Raw genomic sequence first — 19,958 nt, 5'->3', positions numbered from 1 at the left:
CGCAAAAACGGCGCCTATGACACTTTGTTCAAAAAAGCACCAGTGCTTAACTGATGCCATTGCTGAACACGGAGCGCCGTCATGAACCTGCATCAGTTCGCCGAAACCCACGAAGTCACCAATCAGCCGCCGTCGCTGGACGGCACCAACCTGTACCGCATCGATCTGCCGTTACAGGAGTGGTCGCGGCGTTTTGGCGCCGGTTGGGCCGAGTCGCGCATCGATGCCTATGGCGCACTCGCGGGTGGGCCTTTGATGGAAGCGGGGTTTCTCGCCAACCAGAACAAACCGCTATTCGCCAGCCATGATCGCTACGGTCATCGCATCGATCTGGTCGAATTTCACCCGGCCTACCACGAGCTGATGCGCACGGCGATCGAACATGGCCTGACCTCGCTGCCTTGGGCACATCCGCAGGACGGCGCACATGTCGCCCGCGCGTCGATGACCTATCTGCACAGCCAGGCCGAGGCCGGCAGTGGTTGCCCGCTGACCATGACTTTCGCCAGCGTGCCGGCCCTGCGCTTGCAGCCGGAGCTGGCTGAGCAGTGGCTGCCGAAAGTCCTCGCCACCGAATACGATCCGCGCAACGTCGGCATGGCGCACAAGGCCGGCGTGACCATCGGCATGGCGATGACCGAGAAGCAGGGCGGCACCGACGTTCGCGCCAACACCACCAAAGCCTATCCGGTCGGCGCCAGCGGCCCGGGTCAGGCCTATGAACTGGTCGGGCACAAGTGGTTCTGCTCGGCGCCGATGTGCGATGCCTTCCTGACATTGGCGCAAACCGACAAGGGCTTGAGTTGCTTCCTGCTGCCGCGCCATCGCCCGGACGACACGCGCAATCAGTTCTACATCCAGCGTCTGAAAAACAAACTCGGCAACCAGTCCAACGCCTCCAGCGAAGTGGAGTTTCGTGGGGCGCTGGCGTGGATGATCGGCGAAGAAGGGCGCGGCGTACCAACCATTATCGAGATGGTGGCGATGACCCGTTTCGATTGCATGGTCGGCTCCAGTTCGCTGATGCGTCAGGCGCTGACCCAGGCCAGTCATCACTGCGCGCACCGCAAGGTCGGTGGCAAACTGCTCAGCGAGCAGCCGCTGATGCAAAACGTGCTGGCCGATCTGGCGCTGGAGAGCGAAGCGGCGCTGGCCCTGAGTCTGCGCATGGGCAAGGCGCTCGATCATCTGGATGATCGCCACGAAGCGCAATTCGCGCGGCTGGTGACGGCGGTGGGCAAATACTGGATCTGCAAACGTGCGCCAGGAATGATCAACGAAGCCGCCGAATGCATGGGCGGCGCCGGTTATGTCGAAGACAGCATCCTGCCGCGCCTTTACCGCGAAGCGCCGGTGAACTCGACGTGGGAAGGCTCGGGGAATGTGCAATGTCTGGATGTGCTGCGCGCATTGTCGAAGGAGCCGGGTGTGTTGGATGTGCTGTTCAGCGAATTGGGCGATGGCCATGGCGACAAGCGTCTCGCCGCGCATATCCAGCAGTTGCAGGCGCAGTTCCAGGACACCAGTGATATTCAGTATCGGGCGCGGCAGTTGACCGAAGACATCGCCCTTGGATTGCAGGCCAGGCTTCTTTTGGAAGCGGGGAATTCAGCCGTAAGCGATGCTTTCATTGCCAGCCGTCTGAGCGGTGGCGGTCGCGTCTACGGCGGGTTGCCGCGTGGGCTGGACGTCGAAGCGATTGTCGCCCGCTCGACTCCACAGCTTTTCTGACCCACCTCAAATCCCCCCTCTGTGGGAGCGAGCCTGCTCGCGAAAGCGGTGTGTCAGTCGACATCTTTATTGGATGATCCACCGCATTCGCGAGCAGGCTCGCTCCCACAGGGACATCATTGGTCTGCAGATTTAAGTGTCGCCACAACGCCACTGTTCCCGTGCGTCCACGATGCAGGCAAGATGAAGCTCTGCAAGTCAGAACACAGGAAGCTGATCGTGACCGAAGCGTTTATTGTCGTTCAAACCGCCGAACAAGCCGTGGATCGTCTGGCCGAGCTGCATGAGCGGGCCACCACTGCGCTGAATTCTGCCCTCAAGCGTTACCTCAAGGACCGCGTCGAGCCCGACGCCGAACAGCGTGCCCTGTTTCGTTATCCCGAACTGCGTCTGACCTACCACTGCCAGGGCGAAGTGCCGCAGACCACCCGCGCTTACGCCAAGGTGCAGTTGCCCGGTACTTACAGCGTCACCGTCACCCACCCGGCGGCGTTTCGCAAATACCTGCTTGAACAACTGACGCCGTTGATGCACGACTTCACCGTGACCGTCGAAGTCGGCGTCAGCCAGCAGAACATTCCGTATCCGTACGTGGTCGAGCAGGGCGATGAACTGGCCGGTTCCGGCGTCACTGCGGCGGTGCTGGCGCGGGTGTTCCCGAGTACCGATCTGTCCGCCGCTACCGATGGCATTGCCGACGGTCTCTACGACTGGGAAAACACCGATCCGCTGCCACTGGCACTGTTCGACGCCGCGCGCGTGGACTTCTCGCTGCGCCGGCTGGTGCATTACACCGGCAGTGACTGGCGCCATGTGCAGCCGTGGATTCTGCTGACCAACTATCACCGCTACGTCGACCAGTTCATCGTTCATGGTCTGGAGCAGTTGCGCCGCGACCCGCGTTTCGTGCGCATGGTCCTGCCGGGCAACGTGATCATCGAGAAGAGCATGGACCACGGCGAAGCCTCGGCGATTGCCGCCGGTGTGGTCTGGCACCGTTACCAGATGCCGGCCTATCACCTGATCGCCAACGACGGCCACGGCGTCACGCTGGTGAACATCGGTGTCGGCCCTTCCAACGCCAAGAACATCACCGATCACCTGGCCGTGCTGCGCCCGCATTGCTGGCTGATGATCGGCCACTGCGGCGGCCTGCGTCAGTCGCAGACCATCGGCGATTACGTGCTGGCCCACGCCTACATGCGTCGCGACGGCATTCTTGATCGCGTGGTGCCGCCAAATATTCCCATCCCGGCACTGGCCGAAGTGCAGCTTGCGCTTCAACAGGCAGCGGCGAATGTCACTGGCGAGAAGGGCGACGATCTGAAGAAGCGCCTGCGCACCGGCACGGTTCTGACCTACGACGACCGTAACTGGGAACTGCGCTGGGCTCAGGAACGGCCGCTGATCAACCTGTCCCGCGCGGTTGCGGTGGACATGGAAAGCGGCACGATTGCAGCGCAGGGTTATCGCCTGCGTGTGCCTTACGGCACGTTGCTCTGCGTTTCGGACAAGCCGCTGCACAGCGAAATCAAACTGCCGGGCTCGGCCAACGCCTTCTATGAGCGCGCGGTCAGCCAGCATTTGAAAATCGGCATCGAAGCGGTGGATCTGCTGCGTACCGAACTCAACTCGCTGCACTCGCGCAAGTTGCGCAGCTTCGACGAGCCGCCATTCCGTTAACGGTTAGTCGTGGTCATTTGGCGGTCGGGGCACTAGCATTGTCAGCCCTGATCGCTAAATGTTCTGTCTCTTATGTCCCGTCCCCCGCGTCCACCTTCCCGCCGCCCCGGCGTGAAGCCTCAGTCTTCTGCCCCGCGCCGTGTTGCCAAGGCACCACCGGCCGAGCCGAAACTGATCCTGTTCAACAAACCCTTCGATGTGCTGACGCAATTCAGCGACGGTGAAGGGCGGGCGACGCTCAAGGATTACATCGATGTGCCGGGGATTTATCCGGCCGGACGTCTGGATCGTGACAGCGAAGGTTTGTTGCTGCTGACCAACGACGGCCAGTTGCAGGCGCGCATCGCCGATCCGAAATACAAACTGGCGAAGACCTATTGGGTGCAGGTGGAGGGCGAGCCGACTGCCGAGCAGTTGCAGCGCCTGCGTGATGGCGTCGAGCTGAATGACGGCATGACCCTGCCCGCTGAAGCGCGGCAACTGGCTGAGCCGCAGTTGTGGCCGCGCAATCCGCCGGTACGCTTTCGCGCGACCATACCGACTTCATGGCTGGAACTGGTGATTCGCGAAGGGCGCAACCGTCAGGTGCGGCGCATGACGGCGGCAGTCGGGTTGCCGACGTTGCGTCTGGTGCGGGTGAGGATTGGCGACTGGACCCTTGAAGGGCTGGATCAGGGCCAGTGGCGGGAAGTGCCGGCGCGCTTATAAGGCGCCGGATTCGATCAGGCCGATCACCACACTCTTGATGATGAACGCGGCCACGCCCAGGCCCAGCACGAAAAACAGAATGAACGAGCCGAACCGCCCGGCCTTGGACTTCTTCGCCAGATCCCAGACGATGAAACCCATGAAAATGATCAGGATGCTGACCAGACCGGTCATCATCCACTCTTCGAACAGTGCTGGATCCATTGGCGATCTCCGGCGCGGACAGGGCTGAAAGGGCGGCGGCGAGTATACGCCAAGGGCGGATGGCGGGGTATTGATCTGCGTCGCCTGTGCCGGCCCCTTCGCGAGCAGGCTCGCTCCCACAGGTTGAAATGCATTCCAAATGTGGGAGCGAGCCTGCTCGCGAAAGGGATATCAGCTACGCAAATGAGTCAGCGGCAGTTCGGTGCTGTTGAGCACCTGATTCAGCACAAAACTCGACCGCACGCTGGTGACCCCCTCGATCCGAGTCAGGTGCCCCAGCAGTAATTTCTGATAGTGATCCATATCCGGTACGACCACTTTCAACTGGTAGTCGGCATCCACTCCGGTCACCAGGCTGCACTCCAGCACTTGCGGCAATGTGCGGATTGCCGCTTCGAAATTCTCGAAGCGTTCCGGCGTGTGCCGGTCCATGCCGATCAGCACATACGCGGTCAGGCTCAAGCCGAGCATCTTGCGATCGAGCAGCGCCACCTGGCGCGAGATATAGCCATCGTCTTCCAGTTGCTTGACCCGGCGCGAGCAAGGCGATGGCGACAGACCGATGCGCTCGGCCAGTTCCTGGTTGGAGATACGGGCGTCGCGCTGCAATTCCGCCAAAATACTCAGGTCATACCGGTCAAGTTTGCTCATCAATCTGTCCTTGGTCGTAACTATTGCGGCAGATTATCTATCCAGGGTTAAAAATTGCGCAAGCGGTGTTTAATTGAGCAATTTTCGCAATCCTTTGTCGCAGCCTCAGGCTTATTCTTAACACCAGAATCACTGCTCGGTAACACAGTCCACGCGGCCCGCCCAATCAGGCCCGCCGCGGCCGCCACCCCCACCGGGGATGTGCCGGCCCCCGAGCTGCACACTGTCCAGAAGACGGCGTGAGGTGAGCCGACGTCAAAAGCGTCGAGCCAGGACGAAGTTCTCAGAAGGGAGGCCGACGGGTCTCCCTTTTTTCTTGCCTGCGATTTCATGTTGGCGCCTCAATAAATAAGTCGCGCGACTGATAACCTGTTGCAGAACCCGGTGGGGCTGTTTCGAGTCTCAGCAACAAGCCCTGCCCACGACAGGCTCCCGCAGTGAGGAAAAGCATGAATTCGCGCATCTGGCGTCTGGCCGGTGTTGGTTTGCTGTGTGTGGGTGTCAGTGCGCAAGCGCTGGCCGATGAGCCGCAGAATCGTGGGCCTGGCAACGGGCCGCAGAACGACGGGATCATCCGTGGCGACAACAGCCGTCAGTTCGAGCACAACGGCCAGCCGCACAACAATGACGGTCAATGGCAGAACCGCAACCGTGTCGATGATCGTCCAGAACCGCCTCGCCAGCCGGGCAACAACCTGCCGATCCAGCCGCGACCCGACGCCGTGCACCAGACTCAGGAGCCGCGTCAGGGTTACTACCGCGACGAGCGCCCGCAGAACGGTTACCACAATCAACAGTGGCAGACGCGGCCGCGTCCCGATGACAACCGCTGGCCGGGACGGCCGAACGGTCATGGCAATGGCTGGGGGCCTGGCCCGCAATATCGTCCGGGCCATGTGATCGATCGTTTTCCGGATCGTGATTACCGTGTGCCGTATCGCGGTCAGGATTACTTCTATTCCGGCGGCTACTGGTATCGCCCGCAAGGCCCGCGCTACATCGTCGTGCAACCACCGCGCGGGATCCGCATCCAGTATTTGCCGGATTACGCCCGTGAAGTGTGGATCGGCGGCTCGCTGCTGTTCCTCGCCGCCGGCTCGTATTACGCCTATCAGGAGGCGACGCAGGATTACGTGGTGGTCGAGCCGCCGCTGCAGCAACCGCCGCAACCGCAAGCTCAGGGCTATGACGTCGAAGCCTATCCGGCCAACGGCCAGTCGCCGCAGCAGGTGCAACAGGACGGTTACCAGTGCTCGCAGTACGCGGTGCAGCAAAGCGGTTTCGACCCGCGCACCGCGACCTACCAACCGGCACCCGAAGTGGTTCAGGCCTATCGCCAGGCGCAGGGCAATTGCCTGAGCAGTCGCGGTTATCAGGTCAGATAGGGGCAGCTACAAGCTGCAAGCTACGAGCTACGAGCTACGAGCTACGAGCTACGAGCTTGAAGCTAGAGGCTTGTCGCTTGTGGCTGCTTTTACAGGGTCAGCGTGCACCAGCACTTCGGCCTTCGGATAAGCCCTGTGAATTGCCGCCGCCGCTTGATCGCTGATGCCATGGGCAACTGACAGGGTCAGTTCGCCCGGCAATTCCAGGTGCAATTGCACGAACCAGTGATTGCCGGAAATCCGCGTGCGCAGGTCATGTGCACCGAGCACCCCCGGCACGCTGCACGCCAGTTCGAGCATGTGCTGGCTGACATCGGTCGGCAGTTCCTCGTCCATCAACACCGAAAAACTTTCCCGAGCAATTTGGATCGCACTCCAGAAAATGTACACGGCGATGCCCAAACCGAACCACGCATCCAGTTGCGCAAAACCCATCCCGGCCAACACCAGCGCGATCAGGATGCTGCCGTTGAGCAGCAGGTCCGAACGGTAATGCAGCGAGTCGGCGCGTACGGCGTTGGAGCCGGTCTGCTTGATTACCCGGTGCTGCAACATCAGCAGCGCCGCGGTCAGCAGCAGGGAAAACACGATCACGCCGATGCTCAGCCACGGTGCGCCAAGCGGCTCCGGCGTCTGCAAGCGTTGGTAGGCCTGAAACGCGATCAGCACCGCGCTGCCACCGATGAACAACGCCTGCGCCATGCCCGCCAGCGATTCGGCTTTGCCGTGGCCATAACGGTGATCGTCATCCGCCGGGCGCAAGGCGTAATGCACCGCCAGCAGATTGAGCATCGAGGTGACGCCATCCAGCGCCGAGTCGGTGAGGCCGGCGAGCATGCTCACCGATCCGCTGAGCCACCAGGCAATCGCTTTGGCGATGATCAGCGTGCAGGCGACCGCCACCGAGGCGCGGGTCGCCAGCCGCAGCAGGCGGGCGTGTTCGGGGCTGGAGGTCATTGAACGTCCTTATTCAAGCGGCCGGTTGCAGGCCGAACATCGCCAGTTGCTGGGTGCTGCCCTTGTGCTGGATCAGGCGTGGATCGTCGAGGGGAAAGTCTCTTCCCAGCTCGCTCTCAAGAATCGCCTGCAACTTGTGATTGTCGACCTGTCCATCCGGGCCGATGGCTTGCTTGAGCTTGGCCGGATCGATCTGCGCGGTGTGGCCCGGTTCGAAATAGATCGCCCCGGTGGCGAAGTCGACGGCAAACGCGATCAGCCCGGGAATGATGTAGAACAGCAGGCCGACGGCATCGAGCACGGCAATCGCCGGGTCGATCTTGCCGTCGATCTGGCCACGCCGGTCCGGGTAGAAAATCGAACCGCACGCCGACAGTTGCGTGAGCAGAGTGGCAACCAGAACACCGCCGATCAGGCGAGAGGGTAAGCGCATGGAAATGTCTCCTGAGTCATCAAATAACGAAGCTTCGTCTTGTGAAGTTAAGACCCTGACGAACGCCCGGCAGTTCGCCGTTATACTCGGCCCTCTGTTTTGGAGCCAGCATGATTTCTTTGCCGATCGACGATGTTTTACCCGCCCTGCGTGAAACCCTCGCGTCACGCCACGAAGCCGTGCTCGAAGCACCGCCCGGCGCCGGTAAAACCACCCGCGTGCCTTTGGCCTTGCTCAACGAAGCCTGGCTGGCCGGGCAGACCATCGTCATGCTCGAACCTCGGCGTCTGGCTGCGCGGGCGGCGGCGGAGCGTTTGGCCAGCGAGCTCGGCGAGCAGGTCGGTGAAACCGTCGGCTATCGCATCCGCCTCGACAGCAAGGTCGGCCCGAAGACGCGTATCGAAGTGGTTACCGAAGGCATTCTCACCCGGCGCTTGCAGGACGATCCGGCGCTGGAAGGCGTGGGTCTGCTGATCTTCGACGAATTTCATGAACGCAGCCTCGACGCCGATCTGGCGCTGGCGCTCAGTCTGAACGGTCGCGAGCTGTTTCGCGCTGAACAGCCGCTGAAGATTCTGCTGATGTCGGCCACCCTCGAAGGCGAGCGCCTGGCGGGCTTGCTCGATGACGCGCCGATTCTGCGCAGTGAAGGGCGCATGTACCCGGTGACGATGCGCTGGGGCCGGCCGTTTCAGCCGGGCGAATATATCGACCAGCGGGTTACCCAAACCGTGCTCGAAGCGCTGCACGACGAGACCGGCAGCCTGTTGGTGTTCCTGCCGGGACAAGCGGAAATCCGCCGCGTGCACCAGCAATTGGCCGACGCCATCGGTGAGCGCAAGGACGTTTTGCTGTGCCCGTTGCACGGCGAACTCGACCTCAATGCGCAACGCGCGGCGATCGATCCGGCGCCGCCCGGTCAGCGCAAAGTGGTGCTGGCAACCAACATCGCCGAGACCAGCCTGACCATCAACGGCGTGCGCGTGGTCATCGATGCCGGGCTGGCGCGGGTGCCGCGTTTCGACCCGGGCAGCGGCATGACCCGCCTCGACACTCAACGCATCTCCAAGGCCAGCGCCACCCAGCGTGCCGGCCGCGCCGGGCGATTGGAGCCGGGCGTGTGTTATCGCTTGTGGTCACAGGATCAGCACGAACAACTGGCGGCCTATGGCAGCGCGGAAATTCTCTCGGCGGATCTGGCCAGCCTCGCTTTGCAGCTGGGGCGCTGGGGCGTGACCCCGGGCGAACTGGTCTGGCTGGATGTGCCGCCGGCGGCCGCGTATGCGCAAGCGCAGGATCTGCTGCAACGCCTCGGCGCCTTGCACGGCGACACGCTGACGACCCACGGCCAGGCCATGGCTGAATTGCCGGCGCATCCGCGCATTGCGCATTTGCTGTTGCGCGGTCAGGCGCTGGGGCTGGCGGCGATGGCCTGCGATGTGGCGGCGCTGCTCGGCGAGCGCGATATCTTGCGCGGTGCCGGTGCGGATCTGCACAGCAGGCTGGTGCTGCTTTCCGGCGAAGAGCGCGCCGGTCGTGGTACGCAGGGCGGGGTGCAACGTGCCCGGCAATTGGCTCGGCAATATCGCGGTTATCTGCGCGGCAAGGCGAGCGAGCCGGTCAAAGATGCCGAGCATCCGCGCTGGCTCGGTGCTCTGTTGGCGCTGGCCTACCCGGATCGCGTCGCCCAGCAACGGCGTTCCGGTGGGGCTGAATTCCGTTTGGCCAACGGTCGCGCGGCGCTGTTCGCTGAGGCCGATAGCCTGATGAAGCACGAGTGGATCGTCATCGCCGACCTTGGCAGCCGCCAGGGCCAGCGCGAAGAACGCATCTATCTGGCGGCGGATTTCGATCCGGCGCTGTTCGATTCGGTGCTCGCCGAGCAAGTGCGCAGCGTCGACCAACTCGATTGGGATGAACGCGAAGGCGTGCTGCGTGCCGAGCGCCAGCGCAAGGTCGGCGAGCTGATTCTCAGCCGCGAACCGTTGACCGGTCTCGATGAAAACGCGCGCAGTCAGGCACTGGTCAATCTGGTGCGGCGCAAAGGTCTGGAGTTGTTGCCGTGGACCTCGGAACTGCGCCAGTGGCAGGCGCGGGTGGCGATGTTGCGCCAGCTCGATCTGAGCACTCAGGACGACAGCCAATGGCCGGATGTCAGCGATGCAGCGCTGCTCAATACCCTGGAAGACTGGCTGATGCCCTATCTGGGCAAGGTCGCGCGGCTGAGCCATTTCGCCAACCTCGACCTGTCGAACATCGTGCGCAATCTGCTGCCGTGGCCGCTGCCGCAGAAGCTCGACGAACTGGCGCCGCATCATTTGAGCGTGCCGTCGGGTTCATCGATTCGTCTGGATTACAGCGAACATCCACCGATTCTCGCGGTGCGTTTGCAAGAGCTGTTTGGTCTGGCCGATACGCCACGGATTGCCGGCGGCCGGCAAGTGGTCAAGCTGCATCTGCTGTCGCCAGCGCGGCGGCCGGTGCAGGTCACGCAGGACCTGGCCAACTTCTGGCGCAGCACCTATGCCGAGGTGAAGAAGGATCTGAAGGGGCGCTACCCCAAGCATTACTGGCCGGATGATCCGCTGGTGGCTGAAGCCACGGCGCGGGCGAAACCCCGGGGCACCTGACCCGCAATGGCTGCGCGCCATTAGCCCATCCGTGCTAATTGCCCTTGGTTGTTCAGGCTCGCAAAATCGCCGCCTGAACAATAACAAGCCTTGTTGCCTGGCAGCTTGGCCCAAGGAACGGAACTGCCCATGACCTCTTTTTTCAAGCTCAAGAAGTTGATCTTCTTGTCGGCTGCGCTGCTGGCCGCCTCCAATCCGGCCATGGCCGAAGAGCCCAATCCGATTGGAGACTGGTGGATTATCTACGGCAATGGCGTGCCCCAGAAAAACATCATGTACGTCGCTGATGCCACCTCGGTGGTGCCTTCGCAGAAAACCAAAGGCGCGACCATGGTCGCGGTGACGCTGGTGTATGAAGAACCCGGCAAACCGATGATCGACGTCTACAACCTCGAAGCCCACTGCTCTACGGGCAAGGTGCGTTTTATCAATGGCCAATCCATCGAGCGTCTGGCCTACACCATGCGTCATCTGAAAGTTGCCAACCAATGGCAGACCCCGAAAGAGTTCTGGGTCCAGCAAGCGCTGAAGTTTGCCTGCGCCCCTGGCAGTCGCGCGAAAAACGACATGGCCGCCGTGGGCAAGATGGAATACCTGCAGATGATCGAGATGCTGCAGCAGATGTTTTTCAAGCTCGCGCCGATCCAGCAAAAGAGCCAGATGATGGACAACATCGACAGCCTGCTCGAACTGAAGAAATAAGCCGAGGCATCCAATGACTTACACACGTTTATGGCTGGCAACCCTGCTGGCAGGATTGCTCTTGAGCGGCTGTTCCACTATCGCGCAAAGCCGCTGGGAAGGCCGTGATATGCAGGAAGCACTGGACCTGTTCGGCACGCCCGACTCGATGAAGAAGGAAGTCGGCCCGAACGGCGAACCCTTCGCTGTGCTGACCTGGTACAAGTCCTCGAGCTGGACTACCACCGAAGCGGCCGGCACTTCGATGAACCATACCGGCAATGGCATGGTGTACACCGAGCATTACCAGCAGGTCGGGCACAGCTCCAATTGCAAGTTGCAGGCGAAGGTCAATCAGCAGAAGAAAATCGCCCAGTTCCTGATCGAAGACGGGCGAATTCTGCATGGCAAGTGCACCAATGTTCGCTATGTTCCGGGCTACGTTCCGCCCGGTCTGTGAAGGCTACAGCGATTACGGCGCAGCGGGCAGGAGGAACCGCGCAATCACCGGCAAGTGGTCGGAGATGCGCAGGGTATCGTCCTGCCGCACCTGCGCTTGCAGGCGTTTGAGCTTGGGGCTGTAGAACAGATAGTCCACCGTGCGATCCGGGCCGTTGAGGCCGGGGTCGTTGGGGTAATGGGTCAGCCATTTCGCCCGGTCGATACCGCCGGCCTCGTTGTTGGTCGGGATCATCGGGTACTTGTCCCACAGCAGATGCAGTTCGCTGTCGGCAGAATAGGGCGTGCGCCGCTCAACCGGCAGGCGTCGATACTGGCCCAGCGGCAACAGATTGAAATCGCCACCGATCAGCCACGGCAGTCCTTGGCTTTCATATTTGTCGAGGATTTTGGCCACGGCAGCCACTTGCGCCTGCACGTTGCCGTCCGCCTGGCTGGCGCGCTGCAAGTGGGTGTTGAACACGGTCAGTTGTCCGCCATCGCTGAGCGGCAGTTTGACTGCGAGCAAAGCGTCTTTGGGCTGGAACTGGCGGCTGATGAAGTTGCTCGGGGCGACGGGCAATTGCAGGCGTTCGGCGTGTTCGATGCGATAGCGGCTCAGCGTGGCCAACTGGCGGCCGACGCTGCCGTAGATGTGGGGCTCGGGGACAAAATCGGCTTTCCAGTCGAAGGCGCTGGTGCTGCACGGGTACAGATCGGCGACACGTTCCTGCAACAGTTTGAGCTGGTTCTGGTAATCGCTGGCCTTGGCGCCGTCGTCGAGCTCCTGCAACAGCACCACATCGGGTTGTTCGTCACGGATCACCCGCGCTACTTCGTCGAGGCTGAAGGCCATGTCTTCGGCGGTCGGCGCTTCATCGTCGCCTTCGGCCAGATCATTCCAGAACACGTAGCGCTTGCCGGCGAGGAACTGCACGTTCCAGGTCATGACTTTCAGCGCTTGCCCGGGCACCAGCGACGGCGCCGTGGCGCTGCAACGGACCGGCAGGGTTTCGCGGGCATCGGGGCGCCAGGTCAGGCTGAACAGCAGTACGCCGAACAGGACGACGGCAAGGATGACGAGGAGCAGGGTGTAGCGCAGCAGACGGGTCATGGCTCGGCTTATAGCGTTACAGAAAGTGGCCCCGAGCATACCTGACGGCAGCCGCGAAGCCCAAGCACGGCGCGGTCAGACCGCTCCGTTACGTTTGTCAGGCAATTCGCTGATCAGCATGAACAGGCGGAACAGCACCACACTGGTGAACAGTTGCAGAAAGCTGTGGGCACTGTCGATCAGCCCGGCAATCAGCGGATTCTGCGGTTCGGGGTACACCGCCAGCGTCGCGCCCTTGAGCAACCACAACGGAGTCATCACGCAGAGAATGCACAGCAGGATGCGCCAGAAGTGCCCGCGCGTCAGGCGCAGACTTTCCTTCATTGCCTGCAACGGCCCGAGGCCGCGCAGCACCAGCAGATATTCAGCGAAGGCGAGCATGACCATCAGCATCAGGCCCGGCAGGAAGTACAGCGACAGGCCCAGCAGAATCAGCAAGGTATTGAGCACGGTCAGCACGGCGAAGCGTGGCCACAGGGTTGCGGCCATCGCCAGCAGGTCGCGGTTGCGCGGCGACTCGCCACGGCTGCGTGCATCGAGAAACAGGATCAGCGCGGCGGTGTACAGCGGATACACCAGCAGGCCGACGATGATGCTGACCCCGGCAAAGGTGTCCGGCCCGGTGGCGTGATCGACCGCCTGCTGCAAGAAAGCTTCGACAATCACCAGCGGCAGGCACAACTGCACGATGCTGCCCAGATGGCGTTTGAAAAAATACAAAGAGTCGCGCAGTACTTCGAGGGCATTCATCAGTCGGTATCGCAGGTCGAAAACAGTGGCTCACTTTAACCGATGCAACGCGGGCCGACACAAACGTAAACATTCGGTAAAGGTCATTGAAACGTTTTGTCACTGTCTCCATTACAGGAGAGCACCACGCCCAGAGTGGGTGCGGGCACGTTATTACCGGCAATCTACGAGGTCGCCATGAACAGCGAAGAGCAAACCCTGATCGATGGACTGTTTTCCCGGCTGCAACAGGCCGAAACGGAGGCAGCCCCGCGCGACGCCCAGGCCGAGGCGCGGATCAAGGAACACCTGACGCGCCAACCGGCGGCAGGCTATTTCATGACCCAGGCGATTCTGGTGCAAGAGGCCGCGCTGAAAAGCCTCGACGAGCAGAACAAGCAACTGACCCAGCAAGTCCAGCGCCTGCAGGCCGAACTGCAATCGGCCAAGGCCCAGAGCGGCGCGCCAGCGGCGAGCGGCGGCGGTGGCTTCCTGTCGAGCATTTTTGGCGGTGGCAGTTCGCGTCCGGCGCCGAGCCAGAGCGCAGCGCCGTCGTCCACCGGCGGCTGGCGTGAACCGGCGCCGCAGCAGAGCTACCAGGCTCCGGCACCGCAACAGAACTTCGCCGCTGCGCCGCCCAACTATGCGCAGCAGGCAGCCCCGGCGGCGGGCAACAGCTTTCTCGGCGGTGCGCTGAAAACCGCCGCTGGCGTGGCGGGTGGTGTGATGCTGGCGCAGGGCATCAGCAGCCTGTTCCACCACAATCAGCAACCGGAAGAAATCGTCGAGGTCATCAAGGAAGAACCGGCGCAGGTCGCCGATCAAAGCAACAACGGCTGGGGCGATGATCAGCGCGTGGCGGACAACGGCTTCTCGGGCAATGACCAGGGCGGTTTCAGCGACGCCGATTACAGCAGCGACAATTCGTCGTTCTTCGATGACGACGATTCCTTTGTCTGACATCGTGTTTGAAGGCTGACATAGCCTCTGAAGGCTGACATAAACACTGTGGCGAGGGGATTCATCCCCGTTGGCTGCGCAGCAGCCCCGCTTTTCCTGATTGGAGCGAGGGCTGCTGCGCAGCCCAACGGGGATGAATCCCCTCGCCACACTCACCACTCGTCAGCAGCACCTTTGCGCCTGTGGCCGATTATTCGCGGAACCCTCCTTCGGGCTGGCATACTGAGCGCCTTTTTCGGGCCTGATCGCCTGACCCCGCTTCGTGCGCTTGCGCGCCCACAGGAACTCCGGTGAAAAAAATCGCAGTGTTCGCCGATGTGCAGAACCTCTACTACACCGTGCGTCAGGCCTATGGTTGCCACTTCAACTACGCCGCACTGTGGGCCGACATCAGCAAGAACGGGCAGATCGTCGAGGCCTATGCCTACGCGATCGACCGTGGCGACAGCAAGCAGCAGCAGTTTCAGCAGATCCTGCGCAACCTTGGTTTCACCGTGAAGCTCAAGCCCTACATCCAGCGCAGCGACGGCTCGGCCAAGGGCGACTGGGACGTGGGCATTACCCTGGACATCATGGACGCCGCCGACCATGTCGACGAAGTGGTGCTGGCCTCCGGTGACGGCGATTTCGACATGTTGCTCGAACGCATCATCAACAAGCACGGCGTGCAAGCGGTGGCCTACGGCGTTCCCGGCCTGACCGCCAACTCGCTGATCCGCGCCGCCAGCCGCTACGTGCCGATCGAAGGCGCGCTGCTGTTAAAGAATTAAGCTCAAGAACTGATCTGTACGGAGTTGAACCCGGTTTGGAACGCATTGCAGTCATCGACTTTGAAACCACCGGCCTGTCGCCGAACAGCAGCTGCCGCGCCACGGAAATTGCCGTGGTGATGCTGGAAAACGGCCGCATCGTCGAGCGTTACCAGAGCCTGATGAACGCCGGCGTGCGCGTCCCCGCGTTCATCGAGCAGCTGACCGGCATCAGCAACGCCATGCTGCGCACCGCGCCGTCGGCCGAGCGAGTGATGGAAGAGGTCAACGAATTCGTCGGCTGCACGCCGCTGCTGGCGCACAACGCCTCGTTCGACCAGAAGTTCTGGGATTTCGAACTGGGCCGGATCAAGCGCACGCGCTTGCAGAACTTTGCCTGTTCACTGCTGCTGGCGCGGCGCCTGATGCCGGCGGCGCCGAATCACAAGCTCGGCACGCTCACCACTTTCGCGCGGTTGCCGCATACCGGCCAGGCTCACCGGGCCATGGCCGATGCCGAGATGGCGGCCAATCTGATGGCGCATCTGGCTGAAGAGCTGCGGGGCAAACATGGAGTGCGCGAGTTGAATCACGACCTGCTGTGCAAATTGCAGAAAGTCCCTGCCGCAAAAGTGGGCGAGCATTTGCAGCGTTATCGCTGATCCCGGGTACTCCGACTGATCATTCCCACGCTCTGCGTGGGAATGAAGCCCGGGACGCTCCGCGTCCCTTTCAAAGCCGAACGCAGAGCGTCCGTTGAGGCATTCCCACGCGGAGCGTGGGAACGATCCATGCGGTGTGTCATTCAACGCAACTGTGACTGATACACCGCTTTCGCGAGCAGGCTCGCTCCCACAAGGACCTTGTCGGTCTCAGTTGCTTTCATGCAAAAGTGTACCGGCGCGAAAAACAGGTTTTGTAACTTATTTTTGCGTGGCGGTCTTTCTAGAATGACCGGTCCACAGAAATCTGACTGTCGAGCTGCGCATGCCTGCCTTGCGCCGTTTTTCCCTGCCGTTGATCGCTGCGTTTTTTGCGTTGTACGTGATTTGGGGATCGACCTATCTGGTGATTCGCATCGGCGTCGAATACTGGCCGCCGCTGTTGCTGGCCGGGGTGCGCTTCGTCATTGCCGGCAGCTTGATGTACGCCTGGCTGCGCTGGCGCGGGGCTGCGGCGCCGACCTGGGCGCAGTGGAAAGCGGCGGGGCTGGTCGGCATTTTGTTGCTCAGTTTTGGTAACGGCGCGGTCAGCGTGGCAGAGCACACCGGGGTGGCTTCAGGTGTTGCTGCGCTGGCGGTGGCGACGGTGCCACTGTTCACCTTGTTGTTCGGCTACTTCTGGGGCGCGCGCAATACGCGGCTGGAGTGGGCCGGTGTGGCGTTGGGGATTATTGGCATCGCCATGCTCAACATGGGGTCCAACCTGCAATCGAGCCCGCTCGGCGCGATGTTGCTGATCTTCGCGGCGGCGAGCTGGGCGTTCGGTTCGGTGTGGAGCAAATACCTGCCATTGCCGGCGGGGGCGATGGCCAGTGCGGTGGAAATGCTCGTCGGCGGCGTGGTCTTGCTGATCGGCAGTGCGCTGAGTGGCGAGCATCTGCAAGCCATGCCGCCGCTCGAAGGGTGGCTGGCGCTGGCCTATCTGATCTTCTTTGGCTCAATCATCGCCTTCAATTCCTACATGTATCTGCTCAAACACGTGCGCCCAGCGGCGGCGACCAGTTATGCCTACGTCAACCCGGCGGTGGCGGTGTTGCTCGGCGTAGTGTTTGTCGGCGAGACCATCGGCATCGAAGAAGCGCTGGCGATGCTGGTGATCATCAGCGCGGTGCTGCTGATCAGCCTGCCGCAGTGGCGTCGACCTGCGCAGCCACCCTTGGAAGAGGCGAAAGCCGTTCCGACGGAAGCGCGTACGAATTAGGGTAAACTGCGCGGCATTGCATCCCCGCGTCATTTTTTCCTACGGTACTCCCATGACTTTCGCCTCCCTTGGCCTGATCGAACCCTTGCTGCGCTCCCTCGAGACGCTCGGCTACCAGACCCCGACGCCGGTGCAGGCGCAAGCCATTCCGGCGGTGCTGGCCGGTCGCGACCTGATGGCAGCGGCCCAGACCGGCACCGGTAAAACTGCCGGTTTCGCCTTGCCGCTGTTGCAGTTGCTGGCCATGGAAGGGCCGAAAGTCACCGCCAACTCGGCGCGTGCGCTGATTCTGGTGCCGACCCGCGAACTGGCCGAGCAGGTCCACGAAGCCGTGCGCCAATACGCCGAGAACCTGCCGCTGCGCACATATGCGGTGTACGGCGGTGTCAGCATCAACCCGCAGATGATGAAGCTGCGCGGCGGCGTCGATGTGCTGGTCGCCACGCCCGGTCGCTTGATCGACCTGTTCCGCCAGAACGCGCTGAAACTCAATCAGCTGCAAACGCTGGTGCTGGATGAAGCCGACCGTATGCTCGACCTGGGCTTCTCGGAAGAACTGGCGAACATTTATCGCATGCTGCCGAAAAAGCGCCAGACCCTGCTGTTCTCCGCGACCTTCTCCGATGACATCCGCCTGCTCGCCGGGCAGATGCTCAATGATCCGCTGAGTGTCGAAGTCAGCCCGCGCAACGTCGCCGCCAACACGGTCAAGCAGTGGATCGTCACCGTGGACAAGAAGCGCAAGGCTGAACTGTTCGTGCACCTGATGCGCAAGAACAAGTGGAAGCAGGTGCTGGTGTTCGCCAAGACCCGCAACGGCGTCGATGCGCTGGTGGAAAAACTTCAGGGCCTCGGTGTGAATGCTGACGGCATCCATGGCGACAAACCGCAGGCTACGCGCCAGCGCGCGCTGGACCGTTTCAAGCTCAGCGAAGTGCAGATTCTGGTGGCGACCGACGTCGCCGCCCGTGGTCTGGACATCGAAGATCTGCCGCTGGTGGTCAACTTCGATCTGCCGATCGTCGCCGAGGATTACATTCACCGCATCGGCCGCACTGGCCGCGCAGGTGCCACCGGTGAGGCGATTTCGCTGGTGTGTGCCGATGAAGTGAACATGCTCTCGGCGATCGAAATGCTGACGCGGCAGAACCTGAAGCGCCAGAACGAACCGGATTTCGAACCCGAGCACCGCGTGCCGGACACCGATGCCAGCGGTCAGGTGATCAAGAAACCGAAAAAACCGAAGAAGCCGAAAGCGTCGGGCGGTGGCGGTGGTAAACGCAATCTGGGCAAGTGGGTCGACAGCGGCGAGACCTCGGCACCGGAGCCATCGATCAAGCCAGTGCGCAAAGTGCCGGTGTTCAATACTGGGCCGCGTAAGCGCAAACCCTGAAAGCAGCTTCGAGCGTTCAGCTGCAAGTTGCAAGTTAGAAGCGCTTTGCTTCGGCTTGCTGCTTGCAGCTCAGAACTTGCTGCTGCTTTTGAACCACTGGACGATTCCCAACCCAGCCGCCCGCCCACTGGCAAAACACCCGGTCAGCAAATACCCTCCGGTCGGCGCTTCCCAATCAAGCATCTCGCCGGCGCAAAACACCCCCGGCAGCGCCTTGAGCATCAAGCGTTCATCCATCGCCTCGAACCGCACGCCACCGGCGCTGCTGATCGCTTCGTCCAGCGGACGGGTTTTCACCAAGGTCAGCGGTAATGCCTTGATCGCTCGCGCCAGGAGCGCCGGATCGGCGAAGGTTTCGGCGTCGGTCAGCTCGCGCAACAACGCTGCTTTAACCCCATCAATCCCCACCTGACTGTGCAGATGCTTGGCCATCGAGCGCGAGCCGCGTGGTTTGCTCAGGGCTGCCTGTAATTTATCCACAGGGCGACCTGGCAGCAGATCAATGTGGATAACCGCTGCGCCATAGCAGTTGATTTCCTCACGAATCGGCGCCGACAGCGCATAGATCAGGCTGCCCTCGATCCCGGTCGCGGTGATGACGCATTCGCCCAGACGCGGGATATCGTCGTTTAACCCGATGGCGATGTTTTTCAGCGGCGCGCCGGCGAATTTGCTCACCATCAGCTCGCTCCAAGCTTGCACCTCGAAGCCGCAATTGCTTGGCTGCAACGGCGCCAGATCCACGCCGCGCTGCTCCAGCGGCAACATCCACGCGCCATCCGAGCCCAGGCGCGACCAACTGCCGCCGCCGAGGGCAAGCAGGGTGGCGTCGGGGTTTACGCTGATTTCGCCTTCCGGGCTGGCGATGCGCAGTGCACCGCTTGCGTCCCAGCCGAGCCAGCGATGGCGGGTGTGGATAACCACGCCGCTGTCGCGCAGGCGCTTGAGCCAGGCGCGCAACAGTGGGGCGGCTTTCATGTCGGTGGGGAACACGCGGCCGGAGCTGCCGATGAAGGTTTCGATGCCCAGTTCATTAATCCACTGGCACAGCGCATCGGCATCGAATGCGCGCAGCAGCGGGGCGATCTGCGGTGCGCGCTCAGCGTAGCGGGAGAGGAATGCCGGGTAGGCTTCGGAGTGGGTGATGTTCATGCCGCCGACCCCGGCCAGCAGGAACTTGCGCCCCACCGAGGGCATGCCGTCGTACACGTCGACGCGGATTCCGGCCTGGCTCAGCACTTCGGCGGCCATCAGGCCGGCGGGGCCACCGCCGATGATGGCGACGTGGGTGTTGGCGGGGGCGGAATTCTGGGTCATGGGCGTGCGCTGCGGTATGGCGGGACAAGGCGCGCATTCTAACAGCGCTGAACCCCTGTAGGAGTGAGCCTGCTCGCGAACGCGGTCTGTCAGTCAATTAGATGTTGTAGGTGCTAAAGCTTTCGCGAGCAGGCTCGCTCCCACCGGGGCTGCGGTGTATTACGAGGCTGGTTAAAAAAAAAACAGTGCGCTGGGCGCCTTGCCCAGCATGGCCTGCAGTCCCTTTCGCTCAGGTTATCCACAGGCAGTTCCACAGCGATTGTGGGTAACGC

The 19,958-nt window shown here is 61.9% G+C and carries 19 protein-coding genes; 12 read left to right on the top strand and 7 right to left on the bottom strand.

Translation table 11 applies throughout. The features are described 5' to 3' along the window. The first annotated feature begins 81 nt into the window (after window positions 1-81). The 3 genes from KVG87_RS23355 (at window position 82) to KVG87_RS23345 (ending at window position 4,122) form a co-directional block, all read left to right on the top strand. Window positions 82-1,731 carry an acyl-CoA dehydrogenase family protein gene (locus KVG87_RS23355; RefSeq protein ID WP_217852794.1) on the top strand — a complete coding sequence of 550 codons (1,650 nt, stop codon included), beginning with the start codon at window positions 82-84 and terminating at the stop codon, window positions 1,729-1,731. A 183-nt stretch (window positions 1,732-1,914) separates the two neighbouring features. After that, entirely contained in the window at window positions 1,915-3,414 is a 1,500-nt protein-coding gene (gene amn, locus KVG87_RS23350) for an AMP nucleosidase (RefSeq protein WP_167351308.1), read from the top strand. A gap of 72 nt (window positions 3,415-3,486) precedes the next feature. Further along, window positions 3,487-4,122, top strand: a complete 636-nt coding sequence (locus tag KVG87_RS23345; RefSeq protein WP_225930979.1) for a pseudouridine synthase — start codon at window positions 3,487-3,489, stop codon at window positions 4,120-4,122. Here KVG87_RS23345 and KVG87_RS23340 read toward each other — a convergent pair. Together KVG87_RS23340 and KVG87_RS23335 are read right to left on the bottom strand one after the other, a co-directional pair. Then, window positions 4,117-4,326 (bottom strand): DUF2788 domain-containing protein, encoded by a 210-nt coding sequence (locus KVG87_RS23340; protein ID WP_016773053.1) that lies wholly within the window; start codon window positions 4,324-4,326, stop codon window positions 4,117-4,119. The two genes, KVG87_RS23345 and KVG87_RS23340, sit on opposite strands and share 6 nt — an antisense overlap. 171 nt (window positions 4,327-4,497) lie before the next feature. Next, entirely contained in the window at window positions 4,498-4,977 is a 480-nt protein-coding gene (locus tag KVG87_RS23335) for an Lrp/AsnC family transcriptional regulator (protein ID WP_007909658.1), read from the bottom strand. A gap of 449 nt (window positions 4,978-5,426) precedes the next feature. Here KVG87_RS23335 and KVG87_RS23330 point away from each other — a divergent pair, with 449 nt between their 5' ends. Continuing rightward, window positions 5,427-6,362 (top strand): DUF6515 family protein, encoded by a 936-nt coding sequence (locus KVG87_RS23330; protein WP_150638423.1) that lies wholly within the window; start codon window positions 5,427-5,429, stop codon window positions 6,360-6,362. Between the two features lie 48 nt (window positions 6,363-6,410). Here the strand turns inward: KVG87_RS23330 and KVG87_RS23325 are convergent, their stop codons facing one another. Further along, entirely contained in the window at window positions 6,411-7,319 is a 909-nt protein-coding gene (locus KVG87_RS23325; RefSeq protein WP_217852792.1) for a cation diffusion facilitator family transporter, read from the bottom strand. Between the two features lie 13 nt (window positions 7,320-7,332). Beyond that, window positions 7,333-7,752: a periplasmic Zn2+ metallochaperone PmcY gene (gene pmcY / locus KVG87_RS23320; RefSeq protein ID WP_016773056.1), complete on the bottom strand. Its 420-nt coding sequence runs from the start codon at window positions 7,750-7,752 to the stop codon at window positions 7,333-7,335. Window positions 7,753-7,862: 110 nt separating this feature from the next. Here pmcY and hrpB point away from each other — a divergent pair, with 110 nt between their 5' ends. The 3 genes from hrpB (at window position 7,863) to KVG87_RS23305 (ending at window position 11,523) form a co-directional block, all read left to right on the top strand. Further along, on the top strand, window positions 7,863-10,382 hold the full coding sequence (gene hrpB / locus KVG87_RS23315; protein WP_217852790.1) for an ATP-dependent helicase HrpB: 2,520 nt from the start codon (window positions 7,863-7,865) through the stop codon (window positions 10,380-10,382). Between the two features lie 129 nt (window positions 10,383-10,511). Beyond that, window positions 10,512-11,084, top strand: a complete 573-nt coding sequence (locus KVG87_RS23310; protein WP_217852787.1) for a hypothetical protein — start codon at window positions 10,512-10,514, stop codon at window positions 11,082-11,084. A 13-nt stretch (window positions 11,085-11,097) separates the two neighbouring features. After that, entirely contained in the window at window positions 11,098-11,523 is a 426-nt protein-coding gene (locus KVG87_RS23305; RefSeq protein WP_217852785.1) for a hypothetical protein, read from the top strand. Window positions 11,524-11,535: 12 nt separating this feature from the next. On the opposite strand, the gene KVG87_RS23300 is transcribed toward KVG87_RS23305, so the two are convergent. Next, on the bottom strand, window positions 11,536-12,615 hold the full coding sequence (locus tag KVG87_RS23300) for an endonuclease/exonuclease/phosphatase family protein (protein WP_217852783.1): 1,080 nt from the start codon (window positions 12,613-12,615) through the stop codon (window positions 11,536-11,538). A gap of 75 nt (window positions 12,616-12,690) precedes the next feature. Continuing rightward, the gene (locus tag KVG87_RS23295) at window positions 12,691-13,365 is read right to left on the bottom strand and encodes a YciC family protein (RefSeq protein WP_217852780.1); all 675 of its coding nucleotides are present in this window, start codon (window positions 13,363-13,365) and stop codon (window positions 12,691-12,693) included. Window positions 13,366-13,542: 177 nt separating this feature from the next. Here KVG87_RS23295 and KVG87_RS23290 point away from each other — a divergent pair, with 177 nt between their 5' ends. The 5 genes from KVG87_RS23290 to rhlE1 all read left to right on the top strand — a co-directional run bounded on the left by KVG87_RS23290 (window position 13,543) and on the right by rhlE1 (window position 18,369). Continuing rightward, complete coding sequence (locus KVG87_RS23290; RefSeq protein ID WP_076564199.1) at window positions 13,543-14,304, top strand: DUF2076 domain-containing protein; 762 nt, start codon at window positions 13,543-13,545, stop codon at window positions 14,302-14,304. A gap of 290 nt (window positions 14,305-14,594) precedes the next feature. After that, a complete protein-coding gene (locus tag KVG87_RS23285; protein WP_016773064.1) occupies window positions 14,595-15,074 on the top strand; it encodes a LabA-like NYN domain-containing protein in 480 nt (159 codons plus the stop codon). A 35-nt stretch (window positions 15,075-15,109) separates the two neighbouring features. Further along, window positions 15,110-15,715, top strand: coding sequence for a 3'-5' exonuclease (locus KVG87_RS23280; RefSeq protein ID WP_217852778.1), 606 nt, complete (start codon window positions 15,110-15,112; stop codon window positions 15,713-15,715). Between the two features lie 325 nt (window positions 15,716-16,040). Then, entirely contained in the window at window positions 16,041-16,976 is a 936-nt protein-coding gene (gene yedA / locus KVG87_RS23275; RefSeq protein ID WP_217852776.1) for a drug/metabolite exporter YedA, read from the top strand. Between the two features lie 52 nt (window positions 16,977-17,028). After that, entirely contained in the window at window positions 17,029-18,369 is a 1,341-nt protein-coding gene (gene rhlE1, locus KVG87_RS23270) for an RNA helicase RhlE1 (RefSeq protein WP_024014423.1), read from the top strand. Window positions 18,370-18,438: 69 nt separating this feature from the next. On the opposite strand, the gene KVG87_RS23265 is transcribed toward rhlE1, so the two are convergent. Next, on the bottom strand, window positions 18,439-19,686 hold the full coding sequence (locus tag KVG87_RS23265) for a TIGR03862 family flavoprotein (protein WP_217852773.1): 1,248 nt from the start codon (window positions 19,684-19,686) through the stop codon (window positions 18,439-18,441). Window positions 19,687-19,958 lie beyond the last annotated feature (272 nt).

It is taken from the genome of Pseudomonas siliginis (genome assembly GCF_019145195.1).
In the GTDB taxonomy this organism is placed as follows: Bacteria; Pseudomonadota; Gammaproteobacteria; order Pseudomonadales; family Pseudomonadaceae; genus Aquipseudomonas; species Aquipseudomonas siliginis.
This window is presented reverse-complemented; position numbering and strand designations above follow the sequence as displayed.